At 72.0% G+C, this 23,373-nt stretch carries 19 protein-coding genes; 12 read left to right on the forward strand and 7 right to left on the reverse strand.

The window, feature by feature from the left end:
• Positions 1–10: 10 nt before the first annotated feature.
• On the forward strand, positions 11–1,351 hold the full coding sequence (locus tag DSC45_RS27935) for an MFS transporter (RefSeq protein WP_119294747.1): 1,341 nt from the start codon (positions 11–13) through the stop codon (positions 1,349–1,351).
• A 46-nt stretch (positions 1,352–1,397) separates the two neighbouring features.
• On the opposite strand, the gene DSC45_RS27940 is transcribed toward DSC45_RS27935, so the two are convergent.
• On the reverse strand, positions 1,398–2,594 hold the full coding sequence (locus tag DSC45_RS27940; protein WP_119294748.1) for an MFS transporter: 1,197 nt from the start codon (positions 2,592–2,594) through the stop codon (positions 1,398–1,400).
• Between the two features lie 54 nt (positions 2,595–2,648).
• Here DSC45_RS27940 and DSC45_RS27945 point away from each other — a divergent pair, with 54 nt between their 5' ends.
• Both DSC45_RS27945 and thpR read left to right on the forward strand, forming a co-directional pair.
• Positions 2,649–3,416 (forward strand): helix-turn-helix transcriptional regulator, encoded by a 768-nt coding sequence (locus DSC45_RS27945; RefSeq protein ID WP_119294749.1) that lies wholly within the window; start codon positions 2,649–2,651, stop codon positions 3,414–3,416.
• Positions 3,417–3,453: 37 nt separating this feature from the next.
• Positions 3,454–4,029, forward strand: coding sequence for an RNA 2',3'-cyclic phosphodiesterase (gene thpR / locus DSC45_RS27950; RefSeq protein WP_119294750.1), 576 nt, complete (start codon positions 3,454–3,456; stop codon positions 4,027–4,029).
• A 412-nt stretch (positions 4,030–4,441) separates the two neighbouring features.
• On the opposite strand, the gene DSC45_RS27955 is transcribed toward thpR, so the two are convergent.
• The 3 genes from DSC45_RS27955 to DSC45_RS27965 form a co-directional block, all read right to left on the reverse strand.
• Complete coding sequence (locus tag DSC45_RS27955; RefSeq protein WP_119294751.1) at positions 4,442–5,431, reverse strand: aldo/keto reductase; 990 nt, start codon at positions 5,429–5,431, stop codon at positions 4,442–4,444.
• Positions 5,432–5,472: 41 nt separating this feature from the next.
• Positions 5,473–5,862 (reverse strand): Uma2 family endonuclease, encoded by a 390-nt coding sequence (locus DSC45_RS27960; protein ID WP_119294752.1) that lies wholly within the window; start codon positions 5,860–5,862, stop codon positions 5,473–5,475.
• Positions 5,863–5,953: 91 nt separating this feature from the next.
• Positions 5,954–6,637, reverse strand: a complete 684-nt coding sequence (locus DSC45_RS27965) for a GDSL-type esterase/lipase family protein (protein WP_119294753.1) — start codon at positions 6,635–6,637, stop codon at positions 5,954–5,956.
• Between the two features lie 155 nt (positions 6,638–6,792).
• Here DSC45_RS27965 and DSC45_RS27970 point away from each other — a divergent pair, with 155 nt between their 5' ends.
• Positions 6,793–7,785: a TolB-like translocation protein gene (locus tag DSC45_RS27970; protein ID WP_119294754.1), complete on the forward strand. Its 993-nt coding sequence runs from the start codon at positions 6,793–6,795 to the stop codon at positions 7,783–7,785.
• Between the two features lie 105 nt (positions 7,786–7,890).
• Here the strand turns inward: DSC45_RS27970 and DSC45_RS27975 are convergent, their stop codons facing one another.
• Positions 7,891–8,562, reverse strand: coding sequence for a TetR/AcrR family transcriptional regulator (locus DSC45_RS27975; RefSeq protein ID WP_119294755.1), 672 nt, complete (start codon positions 8,560–8,562; stop codon positions 7,891–7,893).
• 130 nt (positions 8,563–8,692) lie between these two features.
• On the opposite strand from DSC45_RS27975, the gene DSC45_RS27980 reads away from it, so the two are divergent.
• On the forward strand, positions 8,693–9,655 hold the full coding sequence (locus tag DSC45_RS27980; RefSeq protein WP_119294756.1) for an NAD(P)-dependent alcohol dehydrogenase: 963 nt from the start codon (positions 8,693–8,695) through the stop codon (positions 9,653–9,655).
• Between the two features lie 40 nt (positions 9,656–9,695).
• Positions 9,696–10,643, forward strand: coding sequence for a phosphotransferase (locus DSC45_RS27985; protein ID WP_119294757.1), 948 nt, complete (start codon positions 9,696–9,698; stop codon positions 10,641–10,643).
• A 42-nt stretch (positions 10,644–10,685) separates the two neighbouring features.
• On the opposite strand, the gene DSC45_RS27990 is transcribed toward DSC45_RS27985, so the two are convergent.
• The gene (locus tag DSC45_RS27990; RefSeq protein ID WP_119294758.1) at positions 10,686–11,468 is read right to left on the reverse strand and encodes a TetR/AcrR family transcriptional regulator; all 783 of its coding nucleotides are present in this window, start codon (positions 11,466–11,468) and stop codon (positions 10,686–10,688) included.
• Between the two features lie 103 nt (positions 11,469–11,571).
• On the opposite strand from DSC45_RS27990, the gene DSC45_RS27995 reads away from it, so the two are divergent.
• Both DSC45_RS27995 and DSC45_RS28000 read left to right on the forward strand, forming a co-directional pair.
• Positions 11,572–12,603, forward strand: coding sequence for an ATP-binding cassette domain-containing protein (locus DSC45_RS27995; protein WP_119294759.1), 1,032 nt, complete (start codon positions 11,572–11,574; stop codon positions 12,601–12,603).
• On the forward strand, positions 12,600–13,562 hold the full coding sequence (locus DSC45_RS28000; RefSeq protein ID WP_119294760.1) for an ABC transporter permease: 963 nt from the start codon (positions 12,600–12,602) through the stop codon (positions 13,560–13,562). The genes DSC45_RS27995 and DSC45_RS28000 overlap by 4 nt, the downstream gene beginning before the upstream one ends.
• Before the next feature lie 136 nt (positions 13,563–13,698).
• Here the strand turns inward: DSC45_RS28000 and serC are convergent, their stop codons facing one another.
• Positions 13,699–14,820, reverse strand: coding sequence for a phosphoserine transaminase (serC, locus tag DSC45_RS28005; protein WP_119294761.1), 1,122 nt, complete (start codon positions 14,818–14,820; stop codon positions 13,699–13,701).
• Positions 14,821–15,015: 195 nt separating this feature from the next.
• On the opposite strand from serC, the gene DSC45_RS28010 reads away from it, so the two are divergent.
• From DSC45_RS28010 to DSC45_RS28025, 4 genes are all read left to right on the forward strand, one after another.
• Entirely contained in the window at positions 15,016–15,792 is a 777-nt protein-coding gene (locus DSC45_RS28010; RefSeq protein WP_162929368.1) for a TetR/AcrR family transcriptional regulator, read from the forward strand.
• Complete coding sequence (locus DSC45_RS28015; RefSeq protein ID WP_119294763.1) at positions 15,792–18,626, forward strand: ABC transporter ATP-binding protein/permease; 2,835 nt, start codon at positions 15,792–15,794, stop codon at positions 18,624–18,626. The genes DSC45_RS28010 and DSC45_RS28015 overlap by 1 nt, the downstream gene beginning before the upstream one ends.
• Entirely contained in the window at positions 18,623–20,479 is a 1,857-nt protein-coding gene (locus DSC45_RS28020; protein ID WP_119294764.1) for an ABC transporter ATP-binding protein, read from the forward strand. Before DSC45_RS28015 ends, DSC45_RS28020 begins: the two co-directional genes overlap by 4 nt.
• Before the next feature lie 68 nt (positions 20,480–20,547).
• Positions 20,548–23,361: an FAD-binding and (Fe-S)-binding domain-containing protein gene (locus DSC45_RS28025; RefSeq protein WP_119294765.1), complete on the forward strand. Its 2,814-nt coding sequence runs from the start codon at positions 20,548–20,550 to the stop codon at positions 23,359–23,361.
• Positions 23,362–23,373: the final 12 nt, after the last annotated feature.

A 23,373-nucleotide genomic window follows, 5' to 3' on the forward strand; every position in this document is an offset into this window, starting at 1 on the left:
GGGAAGACCTTTGAGTTCGGGACCCGGAGCAGACTCCGCCCCCGCACCAGCCGCCCACGACACCGCCGCCCGCCCCAAGACCAGCATGTTCAGCTCGCTGAAGATCCGTAACTACCGGCTCTTCTTCACCGGACAGGTCGTCTCCAACACCGGTACCTGGATGCAGCGCACCGCCCAGGACTGGCTGGTGCTCAGCCTCACCGGATCGGCCTCCGCGGTCGGCATCACCATCGCGCTGCAGTTCCTGCCCATGATGCTCTTCGGCCTGTACGGCGGCGTGCTCGCGGACCGGCTGCCGAAGCGCGGCATCCTCTTCGTCACCCAGAGCGCGATGGGCCTGACCGGCCTCGCGCTCGCCGTACTGACCCTCACCGGAAGCGTCGAGGTCTGGCACGTCTACGTGACCGCCTTCGTCCTCGGCCTGGTCACCGTCGTCGACAACCCGGCGCGGCAGGCCTTCGTTTCCGAGATGGTCGGCCCGGACAAGCTCGCCAACGCCGTCAGCCTGAACTCCGCGAACTTCCAGTCCGCGCGCCTGGTCGGACCCGCCGTCGCGGGTGTCCTGATCACCGCCGTCGGCACCGGCTTCGCGTTCCTGCTGAACGGCCTGTCCTTCCTCGCTCCGCTCGTCGGACTCCTTTTGATGCGCACGGTCGAGCTGCACAAGGTGGAGCGGGCGCCGCGCGGCAAGGGCCAGCTCAAGGAGGGCCTCAAGTACGTCGCCGGACGGCCCGATCTGATCTGGCCGATCGTCCTGGTCGGGTTCATCGGCACCTTCGGATTCAACTTCCCGATCTGGCTCTCCGCGTTCGTGCACGACGTCTACCCGTCGGGGCCCGGCACGTACGGACTGCTGAACACGCTGATGGCGGTCGGCTCGCTCGCGGGTGCGCTGCTCGCGGCCCGGCGCGGGACCTCGCGCCTGCGGCTGCTGGTCGTCGCCGCGATGGCCTTCGGCGCGCTCGAGATCGTCGCGTCCGTGGCACCCACGCTGTGGATCTTCGCCGCCCTGCTCGTGCCGATCGGCATGTTCGGACTCACGGTCAACGTCACCGCCAACTCGAGTGTCCAGATGGCCACCGATCCGGCCATGCGCGGCCGGGTGATGGCGCTGTTCATGATGGTGTTCACCGGCGGTACGCCGGTCGGTGCGCCGCTGGTCGGCTGGATCTCCGACACCTACGGTGCGCGGACCGGCTTCGCCGCGGGCGGCATCGTCTCGCTGCTGGCCGCCGCGACCATCGGGCTGATCCTGGCCAGGGTCGGCAAGCTGCGGATGAGCTTCGGCTGGAATCACGGCCACCCGCGGGTGCATTTCGTACCGCGCGAACGGCTCACCACCGCCGCCTGACCGCGGTCAGTGGGTGACCGCGCGGGGCGATCGGTGTCTCGCGCGGTCAGCGTCCGCCGCCGTCCTTGCCGCTGTGGTCCGCCGCCGGCCGCGCCGTGAGCGACTGCGGCGCGGTGGGCTCCGGCAAGGAGCGGAACAGCAGCCAGCTCAGCGCGGGCATCAGGATCAGCGGGGTCAGGGCGGTCCGCAGGGTCGTCGCGTCCGCGACACGGCCGACGAGCGGACCGGCCAGACCGCCGATGCTGACGGTCAGGCCGAGCGTGATGCCGCTCGCGGTGCCGACGCGCGAGGGCAGATAGTCCTGGCCGAGCGTGACCTGCAGCGAGAACGGCATGTAGAGACCGATCGAGGTCAGCGCGACGCAGGCGTAGACCGCGGGGCCGGGCACGTACACGACCCCCGCGACCGCGAAGACCGAGACGAGATACGACCAGCCGGCCACGGTGACGCGGTCCCAGCGGCCGGCCAGACTGCCGCCGAGCAGTGAGCCCACCGCGCCGCCGAGATAGAGCACGAAGAGCGCCGCCGTACCCGCCGCCGTACTGCCGTGCATGCGTTCCTTGACGTGGAGCGCGACGAACGTGCTCATGCCGACGAACACGATCGACCGGCAGACCACGGCGAGCGACAGCTTCACGAACGAGCGCCGGTCGTCGGCACCCCTCGCGACCGCACCGCCGGAACCGCCGTGTCCCGCCTTCGCGAGCGCCCGCAGCACCGGCAGGCACAGCACGCTTCCCGCCAGGGCCGGCAGGACGAGCAGCGGGGTCAGGCGCAGACCGCCGGTGGCGACGACCGCGGTGACCATGAGCGGAGCGGCGGCGAAGCCGAGATTGCCGCCGAGCGAGAACCAGGCCATCGCACTGTGGCTGCCCCCGCTCGCGAGGCGCGCGACCCGGGCGGACTCGGGGTGGTACGCGGCGACCCCGACACCCGACACTGCGACGAACGCCAAGGTCAGAGCGTAGGAACCGGTCAGTCCGCTGAGGGCGATCCCCAGACCGCCGAGGACGGTGCTCACCGGGAGGAGCCAGGGCATCGCCCGGCGGTCCGTGAGGATGCCGAACACCGGCTGGGCCACCGAGGACAGCAGGGACGCGGCGAGCACGATGCCGGAGGCGGCGGCGTAGGTGTAGGCGCGTTCGGCGACGAAGAACGGGACCAGCGAGGCGACCGCGCCCTGGTAGACGTCCACGCAGGCATGGCCGATCGCGAGGAGGACGATCGATCGGTTCCTTGGCACAACGCCATGCTCGTCCGGCGGCCATATGGCGTGCTTCCAATAAACTGCCAACCGATGACGGAAATCCGCCACCAGCCCGTGGCTCCCACCCGTACCCGGTCGCTCGCCTCCGGAGCCGGGATCGACGCCCACCGGCACGACGACCACCAGATCGTCTACGCGGGCCGGGGCGTCCTCACGGTGGCGACGAGCACCGGGTCATGGGTCGCGCCGGGCACCCGCGCCATCTGGGTGCCCGCCGGCACCGTGCACGCCCACCAGGCGCACGGCGACCTCGAACTCCATCTGGTCGGTCTGCCCGCGCAAGACAACCCGCTGGGACTCGACGCACCGGCCGTGCTGACGGTCGGCCCCCTGCTGCGCGAACTGATCCTCGCCTACACCCGTACCCCGCACGACGACAGCCCGGAGCGAGGACGTCTGCGGGCCGTACTCCTCGACCAGCTGCGCGCCTCGCCCCAGCAGCCGCTGCACCTGCCGAGTCCGGCCTCCTCGCGCCTCGCGGCCGTGTGTGATCTGCTGCGCGCCGATCCGGCGGACAACCGGACCCTGGCGGTACTGGGCCGACGGACCGGTGCGAGCGAACGCACCCTCTCGCGGCTCTTCAAGTCCGAGCTCGGGATGACGTTCCCGCAGTGGCGCACCCAACTGCGCCTGCACCACGCGATGGTGCTGCTGGCCGAGGACGTACCGGTGACCGCGGTGGCGCATCTGTGCGGCTGGTCGTCGGCCAGTGCGTTCATCGACGTCTTCCGCCGTGCCTTCGGACACACGCCGGGTACGCATCCGGCCCGGCCCGGTGGCGGGTTCCGCGAGGGGTGAGGGAGACGGGGCGGCGGCGGGCGGAGAGACTCTGCGGGTGAGACTTTTCGTTGCTGTGCTGCCGCCGGAAGCCGCCGCCGACGAGCTGGCGGCGGAGATGGACGGACTGCGGGCGCTGCCGGGGGCGGACGGGCTGCGGTGGACGGAGTGGGCGGGGTGGCACTTCACGCTCGCGTTTCTCGGTGAGGTGCCCGAGGGCGTTCTGCCGGGGCTCGACTCCCGCCTCGCCCGGGCCGCGGGCCGTACCGCTCCCTTCCCGCTCGCCTTGCGCGGTGGCGGGAGTTTCGGTGACCGGGCGCTGTGGGCCGGTGCGGGCGGCGACCACGGGGCGCTGCGGCGGCTCGCCGAGCGGGTGGAGGTGGCGGCGCGGGAGGCCGGCGTCGACGACCGGGAGGATCCGTACGGGTTCCGGCCGCATCTGACGCTGGCGCGGGCGGCCGGGCGCGGGACGAGTCTCGCGCCCTTCGTCGAGGCGCTGGGTCCCTTCCGGGGATCCTCGTGGACGGTCGCGCGGCTCTCGCTCGTACGCAGTCATCTGCCGCGCCGCGGAGTACGGGGAGAGCGGCCGCGGTACGAGGAGGTCGGGCACTGGGCACTGGGTGGGGACGGTTAGTCTCGAAGGGTGAATCCCAAGACCAGAAACCAGATCATGGCCGGCGTGCTTGTGCTGATGTTCGTCGTGCTGGCGGTGGCGGCGGCCACCGGCGCGTAGCCCTCGGGCCGGGGGGGTGGGGGGTTTCAGGCGTGGGGCCTGGCTCCTTTGTCCTCTTTCTGTCCGGGCTTTGTCCGGGGCTGTTGGCTGGGCCGAGTTCCTTGTCCGCGGGACTTGCTCGGGGTGTCCTCAATCGCCGGACGGGCTTAGTGGTGCGGGCGGGCTTGAGAGGTGTGGGCCTGCAGAGTTGTGTGCGTGCCGGACTTGCTCGGGGTGTCCTCAATCGCCGGACGGGCTTAGTGGTGCGGGCGGGCTCGAGTGGTGTGGGTGAGCGCGGGGCGTCCGGCGATTGAGGGGTGGTGCTATGCGGCTGTCACCAGGCGAACGCTTCCGGGGACGGGCCGGGGCCCGGGAAGATCTCGTCGAGTGAGGTGAGCAGGTCCTCGGAGAGGTCGAGTTCGACCGCTCGGATCGCCGATGCCAGCTGGTCCGCCGTACGCGGGCCGACGATCGGGCCCGTCACACCGGGGCGCGTGAGCAGCCAGGCCAGGGCCGCTTCGCCGGGCTCGAGGCCGTGCTTGTCGAGCAGGTCCTCGTAGGCCTGCACCTGCTCGCGGACCTTGCTGTTGGCCAGCGCGTCCGCGCTGCGGCCGCTCGCCCTGCGGCCCTCGGTGGCCGCCTTCTTCAGCACACCGCCGAGCAGCCCGCCGTGCAGCGGCGACCAGGGGATGACCCCGAGGCCGTACTCCTGCGCGGCCGGGATGACCTCCATCTCGGCGCGGCGCTCGGCCAGGTTGTACAGGCACTGCTCGCTGACCAAGCCGTACGAACCGAGCCTGTGGGCCGTCTCGTTGGTCTGGGCGATCTTCCAGCCGGGGAAGTTCGAGGAGCCGGCGTAGAGGATCTTGCCCTGGGCGATCAGTACGTCGATCGCCTGCCAGATCTCCTCGACCGGGGTGCGGCGGTCGATGTGATGGAACTGGTAGATGTCGATGTAGTCCGTCTGCAGGCGCTTGAGCGAAGCGTCCACCGCGCGGCGGATGTTGAGGGCGGAGAGGCGGTCGTGGTTCGGCCACGGGTCGCCGTCGCCGGCCATGTTGCCGTAGACCTTGGTGGCCAGGACGGTCTGGTCGCGGCGGCCGCCGCCCTGTGCGAACCAGGTGCCGATGATCTCCTCGGTCCGGCCCTTGTTGTCACCCCAGCCGTAGACGTTGGCGGTGTCGAAGTAGTTGATGCCGGCGCCGAGGGCGGCGTCCATGATCGTGTGACTGTTGGCCTCGTCGGTCTGCGGGCCGAAGTTCATGGTGCCGAGTACGAGTCGGCTGACCTTGAGTCCTGTGCGTCCGAGCTGCGTGTACTTCATGAGTACACAGCGAACCGGGTGGAGTGGGCTCTAAGCAAGGGTCACTTGCGGTCACGGGGGGACTTGGTGGTGTCGACGACGAGATCGAGCGGGGTGCGGGTCAGATCGACCTTCTGCCCGAAGTCGACCTTGCTCGCGATGCGGTACTCGGCGCCGTCGGGCCGGGTGTAGACGTGAACCAGACCCTCGTAGGGGTCGGCGATCAGGTAGACGGGTACTTTCGCCGTCGCGTACGCGGTCAGCTTGGGGCCGAAGTCGTCCGCCGCTGTCCCCCGGGAGATCGCTTCGCCGATGAAGTGGACAGCGCCCTCGACGATCTCGATCTTGTATCCCTCGAGGAAGGGCTCGTCCTCCAGTGCCTCGAACATGGTGTCCAAGGCTTGGCGGTCGGCGATCTCGGCCATCTCGATCCTGTCTTCGAGAACAGTCATCGTGGCGCTTTTCCCCGGCTGTTCACCGGTCGCGGGCGCCCGCGCAGTCCAACGATAGGCACGGTCACGATGTCACGTGGATTTCGAACCTTTATGCGGAGTATGGCGCTCCGAGGTCCCAGGACTGGTGCATCGCGTCCGCGAAGGCCGCCGCCAGTTTGTGCTCGCCGTCGGCGCCCGGGTGGGTGCCGTCGTACGTGTCGTGGTTGATGTCCCAGGTGGGCGGGACGGAGGCGAGGAGCAGGGGGGAGCGGTCGGTGTCGAGGTCGGCGACCGTCTTGGCGAGGAGTTCGTTGAAGCGGGCCACCTCCGTGGCGAACGAAGGGTCCATGTCCGCGCGGATGTTGGGGATGACCGGCAGGACCGCCATCGCGATGCGCGGGTTGGCGGTGCGGGCCTCGGCGATGAAGGCGTGCGCGTTGTCGGCGGTCTGCTCGGCGTCGCTGTAGAAGCCCAGGTCGATCAGGCCGAGCGAGACGAGCAGCAGGTCGGCGCGGTGGGCGCGGACCGCCTCGCCGATCAGCGGCGTCATGTGCAGCCAGCCCTCGCCCCAGCCGGCGAGGTGGGCGCGCGGGAAGGCGGGCTCGACGCCAGGCGCGTACTCGTGCGAGACGGGGGCATCGGCTGCCTTGTCGTGCAGCGTCTCGCGGGGGCCGACGATCCGGAACGGGGCGTCGTACGAGACGCGCAGGTGCTGCCACATGTGGTGGCGCCACGTGTGCTCGCCGGCGCTGCCGATGGTCATGGAGTCGCCGACGAACATCAACCTGAGCATCCGGTCATCATCCTCGATCGCGACCGGCCGGCGGGTGTGAGGCCTGCCACGCGCGCGTGGAGGGCGAATTCGGATCCACGCGCGCGTGGAGGGCGATTTTCGGGCGGGGAAGGGCGGCCACGCGTGTGCGTGGCGGGCGGTGGCAGTCTTGGGGCATGCGTTCACTGCGGGCCCGGGGCCGTTCACTGCTGGCTGTGGCCGGTGCGGCCGGGCTCGTCCTGGTCGCGGCCGCCGGTCCGGCGGCCGCCGACAACGAGGACTTCACCATCGAGGACTCCCGGATCACCGAGTCCAGCGGCCTGGCCGCGAGCAAGGCCCACCCGGGCGTCTACTGGACGCACAACGACAGCGACGACGGGGCCTACCTGTATGCCGTCGACTCGCGGACGGGCAAGACCGTCGCCACGGTGACGATGACCGGCGTGGGTGCCCCGCGCGACGTGGAAGCGGTGTCCATGGGCCCCGACGGCGCCCTGTACGTCGGCGACATCGGGGACAACCTGGGCGGCACCTGGCCGCACGTGTGGATCTACCGCTTCCCCGAGCCGAAGCAGCTGCGCGACCAGACGGTCCGGGCCACGCAGTACACCGTCCAGTACGAGGGCGGGGCGCGCGACGCCGAGGCGCTGATGGTGCACCCGAAGACCGGGCGGGTGTACATCGCGGACAAGAAGGAGGACGGCGGCGGGCTGTACGAGGGCCCGAGTGAGCTGTCGGCCTCCGGCACCAACGTCTTCCGGCGGGTCGCCGACATCGATCTGTGGACGACCGACGGGGCGTTCTCGCCGGACGGGACGAAGCTGGTCCTGCGCAGCTACTTCAGCGCCCGCTGGTACGCCTGGAAGGACGGCCGGCCGGGCAAGGGCGGGCGCACCGATGTGCCGATGCAGCGGCAGGGGGAGTCCGTGACGTACGCCCCGGACGGGCGGGACCTGATGTTCGGCTCGGAGGGCAGGCGCAGCGGCGTGGAGGCGCTCCCGGCGCCGGGGGTCGAGGAGTCGTCCGGCGGGCGGGGCAAGTCGCCTGACGAGCAAGGGAGTTCAGGGGGCGGGGACGGTGCCGATGGCGGTTACAAGGTCGGGGCGATGGCCCTCGTGGTGGCGGTGGGGCTGACGTTCGGCCTGAAGCGGCTGTTCCGGCGGCGGTGAGGCGGCGTTCCGGGGCTGAGTGCTGAGTGCTGAGTGCTGAGTGCTGAGTGCCGCGGGTCGGCGCGTGCCTGGTCGGTGCGTGCCCGGCCGTGGTGATCCGCTGCGTCAGCGTGCGAGGCGTGCGGGCAGGGACTCGAGCCCGGGCAGGTGCTGCAGCCCGACCGGGGCCGGCGGTGGCAGTGGTGCGTCGGCGTCGTCGGGGGACGCGGCGAACGAGCGCAGCAGCAGCGCGACCAGGCGCCGTGAGGCGGCCTCCTTGGCCGGCTGCGAGGGCGCCGCGATGCCCTTGTTGGCCATCAGGACGAGTACCAGATCGGTCGGGTGGAAGTCCGTGCGCAGGGCCCCCGCCTGCTGTGCGCGCTGGGCCAGTGCGATCAAGCCGCGCTCCGCGCGCTCCTGTTCGCGGGTGAAGTCGAACGCGTCCGGGAACTCGGTGAGGAAAGCCATGGTGAACCCCTGGTCCGCGATGTGCATCGCGCAGATCTTCTCGACGACCGAGCGGAATCCTCGCCAGGGGTCGGGGTCCGCGAGGGCGTCGTCGACGACCGACGTGCAGTCGCTGAGCTGGTCGGTGAAGACCTCCGTGACGAGCGCGGCGCGGGTCGGGAAGCGGCGGTAGAGCGTGGCCATGCCGACGCCGGCTCTGCGGGCCACGGCGGCCATCGGCACCTCGAGGCCCCGCTCGGCGAACAACTCGCGCGCTGCGTCGAGGAGGCGCTGACGGTTGTGCCGTGCGTCGGCCCGTAGGTCCGGCAATTGAGATGAAGCTTCGGCCATGCGTCTCACATTAACTCAAGTGGAGTGACCTCTCCGTTTATCGCGCTACCGTGACTATCAGTGACGGACAACGGTCGTACATGCGGGCGTTTTATGGATGAAACGAGACGAAGGAACCACAGTGAGTGAGATGCGAGCCGCCCTCTACGACCGGTACGGCCCTCCGGAGGTGCTCCGCGAGGGCACGGTGCCGCGCCCCGTGCCGGGCCCACGTCAGGTCCTGGTGAAGGTGCATGCGGCGAGCGTGAACGGAGGCGAGCTGTACGCCCGCGCCGGCAAGGTCAAGGCGTTGACCGCGCTGGCCGCTCGCGGTTGGCCCAAGCGGCTCGGCATCGACTTCGCCGGCGAGGTCGCGGCCGTCGGGCGGGACGTACGGGACGCGGCGGTCGGGGACCGGGTGTGGGGCATGGTGTCGCGCGCGAACAGCTTCACCAGCATGGCCGAGTACGTGGTGACGTCGGCCGACCGGATCGGTCCCGCGCCCGTCGGGACCGACCTGGTGGAGGCCGCGGCGCTCCCGGTGGTCGGCACGACGGTGATCACCGCGCTGCGCGACAAGGCCCGCCTGGGCAAGGGGGAACGGCTGCTGGTCCGTGGCGCGAGCGGCGGCATCGGCAGCGTCGCGGTCCAGTTGGGGCGTGCGTACGGAGCTCACGTCACGGCACTCGCGGGCGCCGGGAATCTGGACTTCGTGAGGGAGCTGGGTGCCGACGAAGCGTTCGACCACCGCACGACGGACCCCGCCGCGCTCGGCCCCTTCGACGTCATCCTGGACGCGGTGGGCAGTGACCTCAGTGCGTGGCGGCGCCGGCTCTCCCCGCGCGGCCGCATGGTCGCGGTCTCCTTCGACCTGGGGCATCCGGTCCGCTCGCTCCTGACCATCGCCGGTTCGACGGTGCACGGATCGCGTCGGGTGCGCTTCTTCAGTGGTGATCCGCGTCGTGAACTGTTCGCGGAACTCGGCAGGTTGACCGAGTCCGGTGCCGTCCGGCCGGTGGTCGACACCGTGCACCCGCTCCCCGACGTCGCTCTCGCCCACCGGGCCCTCGAGGCCGGCGGAGTCCGCGGCAAGCACGTGATCCGGATGCTGTGACAGCACGTACGACCGGGCGGCGGGCGGGACAATCGACGGCGTGACTTCACCGCCGTCGCCACCATCGGCGCCTCCGCCCTCCGCCCGCCCCGAGCGCTCCGCATCGCCCTCCCCGCAGCCCTGGGCGCGCGTGCAGCGGCTCGACGCCGGCCGCGCGGTGGAGGCGGTCCGGGAGCTCACCGGAGTCCGTCTGACGCCGGACGGGCCGTGTCCCGGCGGGCAGGTGGGTGCGGCCTATGTGCGGTGGCCCGAGGGGCGGCGTTCCGTACTCAAGTGGCGGCCGCACACGCGGGTGGCGGAGCTGCGGGACGGTGCGCTCGCGGTCGCCGAGGAGTTGCGGCGTACGGGATATCCGGCGCCTGCCACCGAGTTGGCCGTCCAGGTGGGGCACGCGGTGGTGACGGTGCAGGAGTTGCTGCCGGGCAGCCCGGTCGATCAGCGCGGCGGGTTCGACGGGAGCGTCCTCGACCAGTTGCTCGCGCTCAACGACCTGCAGGCCGGTCGACTTGCCGGGCGCCCGGACGTTCCGGCGGTGGAGCTGTATCTGCGGACCGACGGGCCCGGGTACTGCCTGCACGAGCCGCTGCGGCAGTACGGCCGGCGCGGTGCCGCGCTGGAGCGCCGGGTGGCCGCGGTGGGGGCCGGGTATCCGGCCGTCCTGCCCGGGGACGACGCCGTACACCTGGACTTCCAGCCGGGGAACGTCCTCGTGGAGGACGGTTCGGTCACCGGGGTCATCGACTGGGACGGTGCCGCGCGCGGAGACCGCCGGTTCGATCTGGTGACCCTGCGCTTCGGCCTGCACGTCGGGCGGATCGATCCGGCGGTGACCCGTCGGCTCGACGCGGCGCTGGATGCGATGCCCGAGGAGGTGCTGCGGCCCGCGTGGGCGCACATGAGCCTGCGGATGGTCGACTGGGCGGTACGGCACTTCGCCGCGCAGGACGTGGAGCACTGGCTGGATCTGGCGGAGCAGCGCGGCAGTTGAGCGCCGCGCGGGCGGCCGTCCGCCGACCTTCCTTCGACCGCCTCAGGCCTTGTCCCGGCGTCCGATGCGCTCCGAGACCAGCTTCTCCAGGCCGTCGATGAGGCGGGACAGGCCGAACTCGAAGTGGTCGAACTCCGCGTCGAAGGTGTCCGGCGAGAGGCCGGCCAGGCCCGGGAACTCGCCGCTCGCCATGGCGCTTTCCAGGTACGGCTCCTGGCTTCCCCAGAACCTCTCGTCGCTCAGGCCGGTCTCCCGTACCGCCTCGACGGTCTCGAACTCCCTGCGGGCCGTGCCTGCCACGTAACTCTCCACCATCAGGACCACCGAGATCTTCTCCGGGTCGCTGAGCCCGATGTCGGACAGCGGCCCGAGCGATGCTTCAAGGCTGCGCAGGGCGCTCGGGCCGAGCACCGTACGGGCCCGGTTGATGGCGAGCAGCCACGGGTGGCGGCGGACCAGGGCGAGGTGCTCGCGGGCCATGGCGTCGACGGCGGAGCGCCAGTCCTGGCCGGAGGCCGCGCGTTCCGCGGCGGCGGGTGTGTCCAGGGGCTCGCCCTGAACGCGGTCGAGCATCAGGTCGAGCAGTTCGGCCTTGCCGGGGACGTAGCGGTAGAGCGACATCGTGCCGGTGCCCAGCTCGGTGGAGAGCCTGCGCATCGAGACCGCGGCGATGCCCTCGGCGTCGGCCAGCTCGACCGCGGCCGTGACGATGCGGTCGAGGGTGAGCGCCGGTTTCGGGCCGCGGCTGGGTCGGGGGCCCGTGCCCCACAGGAGTTCGAGGCTGCGGGAGATGTCGCCGCTTCCGGACGCTTCGGTGCTGCTCATGAGGGCCAGCCTAATGCTCGGACAGAAAACTGAGTACGCTGTACTCGTATTCGGGTACGGTGTACTCAATAAGGTTGGCGGCAGTGGAGGGATGCGCGTGAATATGCGGGAGAACGGGTCTGCGGGGCGGGCGTACGCCGTGCGCGCCGAAGGGCTGATCAAGCGGTACGGCGAGCAGCGGGCACTCGACGGCTTCGATCTCGCCGTGCGCCGCGGCACCGTGCACGGCCTGCTCGGCCCGAACGGCGCGGGCAAGACCACGGCCGTACGCATCCTCTCCACGCTGATCCGGCTCGACGGCGGACGGGCCGTAGTGGCGGGCGTGGACGTGGCAGCCGACCCGCGCGGCGCCCGGCGGCACATCGGCCTGGCCGGCCAGAACGCCGCCGTGGACGAGGGGTTGACCGGCAGGCAGAACCTCGAGCTGTTCGGCCGCCTCTTCCACCTCGGCGGCCGCCGGGCGCGGCTCAGGGCGGGTGAACTCCTCGAGCGCTTCGACCTGGCGGAGGCGGCGGACAAGGGGGCGGGCGGTTACAGCGGCGGGATGCGGCGCCGGCTCGACCTGGCCGTGTCGATGATCCTCGCCCCCGAGGTGCTCTTCCTCGACGAGCCGACGACCGGGCTCGATCCGCGCGGCCGGGGCGAAGTCTGGGACGCCGTACGGGACATGGTGGCCGGCGGCACCTCGGTGCTGCTCACCACGCAGTACCTCGACGAGGCGGACCGGCTCGCCTCCCGCGTCACCGTCATCGACCGGGGGCGGGCCATCGCCGACGACACTCCCGCCGCCCTCAAGGACACCGTCGGCGGAGACCGGATCGAGGTCGTCGTCACGCACGCCGCCGAACTCCCGCGCGCCCGCGACGTCGTGGGCCGGGTCTGCCGCGGTGCGCCCGCGACGGACGAGGCCGAACGGCGGGTGCACGCACCGGTCGCCGACCGGGTGGCGGCACTGACCGAGGTGGCGCGAGTACTTCAGGACGAGGGAGTGCAGGCCGAGGACATCTCGCTGCGCCGGCCGAGCCTTGACGACGTGTTCCTGCGCCTGACCGGACACGGCGCGGAGACCGGGGATCGCTCCACCGGCCGCACGGAAGCAGACGCACCGGCACCCGCGGAAGGGGTCACGGCATGACGGACGGATCCAGGACGCCCCTCCACGAGCGGCACGCGCGCGTGGACCACCAGAACCCGCATCCGGACGAGCCCCACGCGCGCGTGGACCACGAAAGCGAAGCCGGCGGTACGCGTCACGCGCGCGTGGACCTCACCGTCGACAGCGCCGGCGAGAACCGCGCGCGCTGGGCGGTCCTCGACACCTGGAATCTCGTACGGCGTGAACTCACCCACTACCAGCGCCAGCCCGTCATGATCGTCTGGCAGCTCGGCTTCCCGATCATCTCGGTGCTGCTCTACGGCTACGTGTTCGGCGGCGCGATGAAACCACCGGGCGGCGAGGGCGGCGAGGGCGGCGACTATCTGGACTTCCTGATGCCCGGGATGTTCGTGATGACGATGTCGTTCGGCTTCATGAACACGGCGGGCGCGGTCGCCGCGAGTACCAGCAAGGGCGTCGTCGACCGCTTCTGCTCGATGCCGATGGAGCCGTCCGCGGTGGTGGCCGGGCGCGGCGTCGCCGATCTCGTCGTGGCCTGCGCCGAGCTCGCGATCCTCGCGGCGACGGCGCTCGCGATGGGATGGAGCTCGGGCGGTGGACTCGCCGCCACGGTCGGCGCGTTCGGGCTGCTTCTGCTGCTGCGGTTCAGCCTGATCTGGACGGGTGTGTGGCTGGGACTGATCGTGCCCAACCCCGAGGCGGCCGGCAGCCTCTACGCGGTGGCCTTCCCGCTGACGATGATCTCCAGCATCTTCGTGCCCACCGGCTCCATGCCGGACTGGCTCGGCGCGGTGGCGTCCTGGAACCCGATCTCCTCGACCGGCACGGCCGCCCGTGAGCTGTTCGGCAATCCCGTGGCACGGGACGGCAGTTGGATCCAGGACAACGCCCTGCTGATGGCGGTGGTGTGGCCGCTGGTGCTGACGGCGGTCTTCCTGCCGCTCGCCGTGCGCCGGTTCCAGCGGCTCGGCCGCTGAGCGGTGTCCTGACGCGTGCGGTGCTCCGATACGTACGGTGTCCTGATACGTGATGAGGGGCGCCCGGCGAGCCGGGCGCCCCTCATCACGTGCTCCTACTGCTGCCGCGATGCGGTCAGAGCTTTTCGGTCACGTGTCAGAGCTTCTCGATCACGTAGTCGATGCAGGCCGTCAGGGCCTCGACGTCCGCCGGGTCGATCGCCGGGAACATCGCCACCCGCAGCTGGTTGCGGCCCAGCTTGCGGTACGGCTCGGTGTCCACGATGCCGTTGGCGCGCAGCACCTTCGCCACCTGGGCGGCGTCCACGGCGTCGTCGTGGAAGTCGATGGTGCCGATGACCGCGGAGCGCTGCGCCGGGTCCGCGACGAACGGGGTCGCGTACTTGGAGTCCTCGGCCCAGCCGTACAGGGTGCGCGCCGAGGTGGCGGTGCGCCGTACCGCCCAGTCGAGCCCGCCCTGGCCGTTCAGCCAGTCCAGCTGCTCGGCGAGCAGGAACAGGGTGGAGAGCGAAGGGGTGTTGTACGTCTGGTTCTTGAGGGAGTTGTCGATCGCCGTCGGGAGGCTGAAGAACTCCGGCACGTGCCGGCCGGAACCGTGGATCCGGTGAGCGCGCTCGATGGCGGCCGGCGAGAACAGTCCGAGCCAGAGGCCGCCGTCCGAGGCGAACGACTTCTGCGGCGCGAAGTAGTACACGTCCGTCTCGTTGACGTCGACGGGCAGGCCGCCGGCGCCCGAGGTGGCGTCCACCAGGACGAGGGAGCCCTCGTCGGCGCCCTCGACCCGCTTGATGGGCGCGGCGACACCGGTCGACGTCTCGTTGTGCGTGAGCGCGTAGACGTCGGTGCCCGCCTCGGCGGCCGGCACCGGGTGGGTGCCCGGGGCGCTCTGCACGATCGTCGGTTCGGCCAGCCACGGCGCGAGCTTCGCGGCCTTGGCGAACTTGGACGAGAACTCGCCGAACGACAGGTGCTGGGACTTGTTCTCGATCAGGCCGTGCGTCGCGATGTCCCAGAACGCGGTCGAGCCGCCGTTCCCCAGGATCACCTCGTAGCCGTCGGGAAGGTCGAACAGTGCGCGTACGCCGTCCCGCACCCGGCCGACCAGGTTCTTCACCGGGGCCTGGCGGTGCGAGGTGCCGAGCAGGGAGGTACCGGTGGCGGACAGTGCCGCCAACGCCTCCGTACGCACCTTGGAGGGACCCGCGCCGAACCGGCCGTCCGCGGGCTTGATGTCAGCAGGAATCTGGATCTCAACCACGTTCCGGAGCGTAGCGGCTTTTCCCGCGGCTCCACGCCGGGGTCCACCTCCCGAGATGCCCGGTGTCGGGTACCCGTCGGCGATCGCCCGAGTCCGACGGTTGTCCCGGACGTGCCGACGGGGTTGCGTTAATGCCTTAACTAAGGTCAACCTAAGTTCAACGGGCGGGCCGTGATGCGACGGGCGGGTGAGGGCATGGTGGGCAGACCGGGCAGGAGAGGCGACGAGGGGCGCCCGCCGCGGATCTCCGCCGCCGGCATCGAGCGGGTGGGGCGCGAGATCGGCCTCGCCGAGCTGACGCTGCAGGGCGTCGCCTCGCGGCTCGGCGTCGCCTCCGCCGCCCTGTACCGGTACGTCGACGGCAAGGCGGGCCTCGACCGGCTCGTCGGCGAGAGCATGCTCGCGGAGCTGCGGATCCCGGACCCGCCGCAGGACGACGCGGAAGCCCATCTGCTGCGATTCGCCTCCGTACTGCGGGAGTTCGTGCTCGAGCGGCCCGGGATGGCGCGCTATCTGCAGGAGCTGTTCCCGCGGGGGGAGGCGGGCGCCGGCCTGCTCTCCGGGGAGATCACGGCGCTGGCCGACCGCGGCTACTCGCCGGACGTCGCGGCGGTCGTCTCGTCGTCGGTGGCGGGCTTCGCCATCGCGCAGGCCGCGGCGCAGGAGCGGCAGATCGCGTTCTCGGCGGGGCCGGTCGGCCCGGCGGGCAGACCGGGGGCCGCGAGTGTGCCGGGGCGGGAACGCGATGCGCGGATGGAGCGGCAGATCGCGGACTCGCGGGCGCTGCTCGCCTCCGAGGGCGTACTCGGGCAGGCGCACGCGCATCTGCCGGAGGTGTCCCTCGCGGACTACTTCCGCCTGGTCGTCACGGCGTACATCCGCGGGCTGCTCGCCGCGGCGCCGCCCGGCCGGCCGCTCACCGACGTCATGGCAGCCCTTGACGTCACGTCTTCGTCCGACGGGAGCAACTAGTGGCTCGAGGATTCCAGGGCGCGGTGCTGCGCGGTTTCGGCGCACGCGACCACGAGGCGCGAGTGGTGGAGAAGCTGCGGCTTGCACCGCATTTCGTCCGGGTCCGGTTCGTCTCGCCGACGCTGTTCGCCGAGGTGGTGGCCGAGCCGACAGCGTGGCTGCGGTTCTGGTTCCCCGACCCGGACGGTGGGGACGCCGAGCACCAGCGGGCGTACACGATCACCGAGGCCGACCCGGAGACCGGGGCGTTCGCGGTGGATTTCGTGCTGCACGAGCCGGCCGGTCCGGCCTCCCGCTGGGCGGCGCTCGCCACGCCCGGTGCGCGGGTGCCCGTGATGTCGCTCGGCTCGTCGAAGTTCGAGGTCGGCTCCGAACTGCCCGCCGGGTACCTGCTGTTCGGTGACGCGGCGTCGATACCCGCGCTCAACGCGATCCTGGGTGTCGTCCCGCACGACGTGCCCGTCGAGCTCTATCTGGAGGAGCACAGCGCGGACGACCGCCTGATACCCCTCGCGGACCATCCGCGGCTGCGGCTGCACTGGGTGCCGCGGGGCGACGGTACTCAGCTCGCGGCGGCTCTCGAGGTGCGGGACTGGTCCGACTGGTACGCCTGGGTCGCCGCCGAGCAGACCACGTTCAAGCTGGTCCGTAAGCGGCTGCGGGAGGAATTCGGCTTTCCGAAGGGGGAGTTGACGGGGCGGGCGTACTGGATCCACGGGCGGGCGATGGGCAGGCTCCGGGACGCCAAGGAGGGCGAGGCCGCGGGTGCCGACCCGGCGTCGCTGCCGGAGATCGTCGGGGCGCGGCCGCCGTCGGAGGGGGAGTTGGCGGGGGAGCGGAGGACGCCGGGGGCCGGTCCGGGGGAGGGGGACGGACCGGCCTCCGGGACCGAAGCCGGTTCTGAGGCTGTTCCCGAGGCCGTGGGTGAGGCCGGGGCCGCGGGCGCTCCTGGGGCCGTGCGCGGCGCCGACGGACGCTCCGAGCCGGTCGTGGCCGGCCGGTGGCGGTCGCAGGCGGCCGGGCGGCTGCTCGCGCCCGTCCGGCGGAAGCTGATACTCGCCGGGCTGCTCCAGGCCGTGGTCACCCTGCTCCAACTCGCGCCGTACGTCCTGCTCGTGGAGCTGGCCCGGCTGCTCCTCGACGGAGCCGCGGAGTCCCGGCTGCGGACGGTCGGCGTCCTCGCTCTCGTCCTGCTCGGTGTCGGCACCGCGCTGGCCGCCGCACTGACCCTGTGGCTGCACGCGGTGGACGCCCGCCACGCGCGCGTGCTGCGCGGCAGGCTGCTCGGCAAACTCGCCCGCCTTCCGCTCGGCTGGTTCACGGCCCGTGGTTCCGCGGGCACCAAGAAGGTGGTGCAGGACGACACGTTGTCCCTGCACTACCTGGTCACCCACGCCGTGCCGGACGCCGTCGCGGCGGTCGTCGCACCGGTGGCGGTGCTCGTCTACCTGTTCAGCGTCGACTGGCGGCCCGCCCTGGTGCTGCTCCTGCCGATCCTGGTCTCCGTCGTGACGATGACGGTCATGATGGTCCAATCGGGACCGAAGATCGCCGAGGCCCAGCGCTGGGCGGAACGCATGGGCGGCGAGGCCGGCGCCTACCTCGAAGGGCAGCCGGTGGTGCGGGTGTTCGGCGGAGCCACGGCCTCCGTGTTCCGGCGGCGCCTGGACGCGTACCTGGAGTTCCTCGGTGACTGGCAGCGGCCGTTCATCGGCAAGAAGACCTTCATGGATCTGGCGACGCGGCCCACGACCTTCCTGTGGCTGATCGCCACGACCGGCACGCTGCTCGTCGTCGGCGACCGTATGGAGCCGGTGGACCTGCTGCCGTTCCTGCTGCTCGGCACGACCTTCGGGGCCCGCCTCCTCGGCATCGGGTACGGCCTCTCGGGCCTGCGTGACGGCACGCTGGCGGCCCGCGCCATCTCCACCACCCTCGACGACCGGGAACTCGCCACGAGGGGCGACGCAGGCGGCGGCGCCGTCGCGGACAGCACGGAGGGCGGGAGCGGGAGCGACCGGGGCGTCGGCGACGTCGTCCTCGAGCGGGTCACCTTCGGGTACCGGCCGGGAGTTCCGGTCGTACGGGAGGTGTCGCTCCGGCTGCGGGCGGGGACCGTGACGGCGCTCGTCGGGCCGTCGGGAGCGGGGAAGTCGACGCTCGCCGCGCTGCTTGCGCGCTTCCACGACGTGGACGACGGGGCGATCCGGATCGACGGCAGGGACATCCGGTCCCTCACCGCCGACGAGCTCTACGCGCGCGTGGGCTTCGTTTTCCAGGACGTCCAGCTGGTGCACGGCACCGTACGGGAGAACATCGCGCTGGCCGTGCCGGACGCGTCCGGGGAGCAGATCGAGGCGGCGGCGCGGGACGCCCGTATCCACGACCGGATCGTGCGGCTCCCGGACGGGTACGACACCGTCATCGGAGAGGCGGTCCAATTGTCGGGCGGTGAACGGCAGCGGCTCACCATCGCGCGGGCCGTCCTCGCCGACACCCCGGTGTTGGTCCTCGACGAGGCCACCGCGTTCGCCGACCCCGAGTCCGAGTACCTCGTACAGCGAGCGCTCGACCGGCTCACCAGGGACCGCACGGTCCTCGTCGTCGCGCACCGGCTGCACACCGTCACGGGCGCGGACCGGATCGTCGTACTCGACGAAGGACGCATCGCCGAAACCGGCACCCACGACGAACTCGTCTCGGCGGACGGCCGTTACCGCCGCCTCTGGGAATCCGGCAGTGGCCGCCCCGAACCGGCGGAGGCGGACCGCGCGGTGCACGCCGGCCGCTCGGCAGCCGCCACCGCCACCGTGACCGAAGGAGCCGCCTCGTGATCCGCTCGTTGCTGTGGCTGCTGCCGGCGGACCGGCGTACCCGAGCCGCCGCCTACGCCGCCCTCGCGCTGCTCTCGGTGCTGCTGCGTGCGGTCGGTGTGGTCCTTCTGGTGCCCCTGGTACGGGAGTTGTTCGGCGCCGAACCGGCCCGCGCGCTGCCGTGGCTGGGCGCGCTCACCGCGGTGACCGCCGTCGGCTGGGTGGTCGACACGGTCGCCGCCCGGCTCGGCTTCGACCTGGGCTTCGCGCTGCTCGACCGCGTCCAGCACGACGTCGCCGACCGTCTGACCCAGGTGCGCCTGAGCTGGCTCGCGGCAGGCAACGTCGCGACCGCACGGGCGGCCATCGCCTCCGGCGGGCCGGAGTTGGTCGGCCTGTTCGCCAGTCTGCTCACTCCGCTGATCGGTGCCGTCCTGCTGCCCGCGGCGATCGCCGTCGCCCTGGTGCCGGTCGCCTGGCAGCTCGGCCTCGCCGCCGCGGCCGGCGTGCCGGTACTGCTCGGCGCGCTGTGGGCGTCCGGGCGGATCACCCGCCGCGCCGACGCCCTGGCGGCGGAGACGAACAACGCCCTGACCGAACGGCTCGTCGAGTTCGCCGGCACCCAGCAGGCGCTGCGCGCCGCACGCCGAGTCGAACCGGCCCGCAGCCATGTGGGGAGGGCGCTCGAGGAGCAGCACGGGTCCACGATGCGGCTGTTGCTGCTCCAGGTCCCGGGACAGGTGCTGTTCGGCCTGGCGGGCCAGGCGGCCCTCGTCACGCTCGCCGCGGTGGCCGCCTGGCTGACCGTACGCGGGGATCTGACGGCCCCGGAGGCGGTGGCCCTGATCGTGGTCGTGGTGCGCTATCTCGAGCCGTTCACGACGCTTGCGGAGCTCGCCCCTGCCGTCGAGACGATCCGGTCCACGCTGGGCCGGGTCCGGTCCGTCCTCACCGCGCCGACGTCACCGTCCGGCACGGCGACGGCCGGCCGGGCCGGTGCGCCCCGACTCGAGTTCGAGAACGTCGACTTCGCGTACGGAGCCGAGGCGGAATCCCCGGTGGACGGCGCTGGCGGTGAGCCGGTGCTGCGAGGCCTGAACCTCACCCTGGAGGCAGGCACCACCACGGCCGTCGTCGGCCCCTCCGGGTCCGGCAAGAGCACGGTCCTCGCGCTGCTCGCGGGGCTGCACACGCCGACCCGTGGACGCGTACTGGTGGACGGCGTGGACACGGTGACGCTCGACGGTGCTTCCCGGCGGTCACTGACCAGCATGGTGTTCCAGCACTCGTACCTGTTCGACGGCACCGTGCGGGAGAACGTCATGGCCGGCGACCGGGACGCGGACCACGCGCGCGTGGAGGGCGTTCTCGGTCTCGCCCGGGTGGACGAGATCGCGGCGCGACTGCCGGACGGTGCGGACAGCCGTGTCGGGGAGGGCGGTTCGGCGCTCTCGGGCGGCGAACGGCAGCGGGTGGGTATCGCCCGCGCACTGCTCAAGCCCGCGCCCGTACTGCTCGTCGACGAGGCCACGAGCGCGCTCGACACCGAGAACGAGGCCGCGGTGGCCGCCGCGCTGTCCGCCGACCACATGCCGCGGACGCGCGTGATCGTCACGCACCGGCCTGCGACGGTCCGCAGCGCGGACCGCGTCCTGTTCCTCGAGGACGGCGCGGTGATCGAGGACGGCACGGTCGACGAACTCCTCGCGGCGGGCGGCCGCTTCCACACCTTCTGGCGTGAGGCGCAGGAGAGCGCCGCATGGCGCCTGCGCGCGACGGACGTTGCGGCAGGTCCGTCCGGAGCGGTACCGAGCCCGTCGGACGCCGCGCAACGTCCCTCGGACGGTGCTGCCGCCATCCCGTCCGGCAGTTGAGGACATCTTTCGGCCCGTCGGCGTTTGGGGGCAAGGCGCGCAGCGCCGGGACTGGCACGCTGGAGCACATGGATCCCGCAGCCCTGGAGCGAAGCCTCCGCACGGAACTCCGCGGCACCGTCGACTTCAGCCCCACCGCCCGCGCCCTGACGACCATGGACGCCTCCAACTACCGGCGCGTCCCGTTCGGTACCGTCGCCCCGCGCGACACCGCCGACGTGGCCGCCGCGCTCGCACTCTGCCGGCAGCACAGCGTCCCCGTCGTCCCCCGTGGCGCCGGCACGTCGATCGCCGGTCAGGCCACCGGCACCGGCGTCGTCCTGGACTTCACCCGCTGGATGAACGGCCTACTCGAACTCGACCCGGACACCCGCACCGCAGTCGTCCAACCCGGCCTGATCCTGGACACCCTGCGCACCGCGGCCGCCCCGCACGGCCTCACGTTCGGCCCCGACCCCTCCACGCACAGCCGCTGCACGCTCGGCGGGATGATCGGCAACAACTCCTGCGGCTCCCACTCGGTGGCCTGGGGCACGACCGCGGACAACGTCCACGACCTGACCGTCGTCACCTACGGAGGCGGCGACCCCCGACGCCTCGGACGCGGGTGGGACGGCGCACCGGACGGCCTGCGCGACCTCGCCGAGGGCGAACTCGCCCTCCTGCGCACCGGGTTCCCCGACCTCCCCCGCCGCATCTCCGGATACGCCCTCGACGCCCTGCTCCCCGAGAACGGCACCGACCTGGCCCGGGCCTACTGCGGCAGCGAAGGCACCCTGGCCGTACTGACCGAGGCCACGGTCAAGCTCGTCGAGGCTCCACGCGCGCGTGCCCTTGCCGTGCTGGGCTACTCGGACGAGAGCGCGGCGGCCGAGGCCGCGGCCGGTCTCCTGCCGTACGGACCGCTCACCGTGGAGGGCATGGCCGCCGACCTGGTGGGCGATGCGGAGGGACTGCCCCGGGGCGGCGCCTGGCTGTTCGTGGAGACCGGGGGCGACAGCCGGGACGAGGCACGCGCGCGTGCGGACGCGATCGTGCGGGCCGCGGACGTACTGGACTCCGTCGTCGTCACCGACCCGGCCGGGCAGCGCACGCTGTGGCGGGTACGCGAGGACGCCTCGGGGACGGCGACACGGATGCCCGACGGGTCGGAGGCCTGGCCGGGCTGGGAGGACTGCGCGGTTCCGCCCGCCCGACTCGGCGCGTATCTGCGGGACTTCAGAACCCTGCTCTCCGAACACGAACTGCGCGGCACTCCTTACGGGCACTTCGGCGACGGCTGCATCCACGTACGCATCGACTTCGACCTGCTCAGTGCGCCGGGCATCGCGCGGTTCAGGGAGTTCTCGCAGGACCTGGCCGCGCTCGTCGTCGCGCACGGCGGATCGCTCTCCGGCGAGCACGGCGACGGGATCGCACGGGCCGAGCTGCTGCCCGCCATGTACGGCCAGGATCTGGTCCGGCTCTTCGAGAAGGTCAAGGGCGTCTGGGACCCGGACGACGGTCTCAACCCCGGGATCCTGGTCCGTCCCGAACCCCTCGACTCGCACCTGCGCTTCGCCCCGCTGCCCCGCGGCCCCGTCGACGTCGCCTTCGGCTACCCGCACGACGACGGCGACTTCTCCGCGGCCGTCCGCCGCTGCGTGGGCGTCGCCAAATGCCGCAATACGACGGCGACTTCGGACGTGATGTGTCCGTCGTTCCGGGCCACAGGCGACGAGGAGCACTCCACCCGCGGCCGCGCCCGGCTGCTGCACGAGATGCTCGCGGGCGAGGTCGTCACCGACGGCTGGCGCTCCACGGAGGTGCGGGACGCGCTCGACCTGTGCCTGTCCTGCAAGGGCTGCCGCAGCGACTGCCCGGTCGGCGTCGACATGGCCACGTACAAGGCGGAGTTCCTGCATCACCACTACGCGGGCAGGCGGCGCCCGATGGCGCACTACTCGATGGGCCGGCTGCCGCGCTGGCTGCGCGCCGCGGCCGCCCTGCGCCTCGCTCGCCCGGCGAACGCGGCGCTGCGCGTGCCCGCCCTGGCCGCCCTCGCAAAGCGGCTCGGCGGCATCGCACCCGAGCGGGACATCCCGCGCCTGGCCCCGGTGACGTTCCGGCGCTGGTACGAGCGCCGTGGGCGTCGTCGCCCGGCCGCGCCGACCGTCGTGCTGTGGCCCGACACGTTCACCGATCACCTCTCGCCGTCGGTCGGACAGGCCGCGGTGCGGGTCCTGGAGGCGGCGGGACTCTCGGTCGTCCTGCCACCCAAGGGCGTGTGCTGCGGCCTCACTTACGTCTCCACGGGACAGCTCGACCTCGCCCGCGACGTGATGCGACGCACCCTCGACCGGGTGCCGCCGGACCGCCCCCTGGTGGTCCTGGAGCCGAGCTGCGCGGCGGCCCTCAAGGCCGACCTGCCCGAACTGCTCGGCGACGACGCGCGCGCACACCGCCTCGCCGCCTCCGTCCGGACGTTCGCCGAGGTCATCGAGGAGCTGGCCCCCGACTGGCAGCCGCCGCGGATCGACCGCGCGGTGGCCGGGCAGACCCACTGCCACCAGCACGCGGTGCTCGGCGACCGCGCGGACCGTGCTCTACGCGAAAAGGCCGGACTGACCGGCGAGTTGAGCGGCGGCTGCTGCGGCCTGGCCGGCAACTTCGGCTTCGAACCCGGCCACTACGAGGTCTCCCGGTCCTGCGCCGAGGACCAACTCCTCCCCGCAGTGCGTGAGTCACCCCCCGAAACCGCACTCCTCGCCGACGGTTTCTCCTGCCGCACCCAGCTCGAGCAACTGGGCGACGGACGCACGGGCCAACACTTGGCGGAGATCCTGGCGGACGCCTTGGACCGCTCCCCGAGCGGCGCCGCGCATCCAGGTGGACGCTCGTGAACCGCCCCGAGC

Source organism: Streptomyces sp. YIM 130001 (assembly GCF_003574445.1).
Taxonomy (GTDB): domain Bacteria; phylum Actinomycetota; class Actinomycetes; order Streptomycetales; family Streptomycetaceae; genus Streptomyces.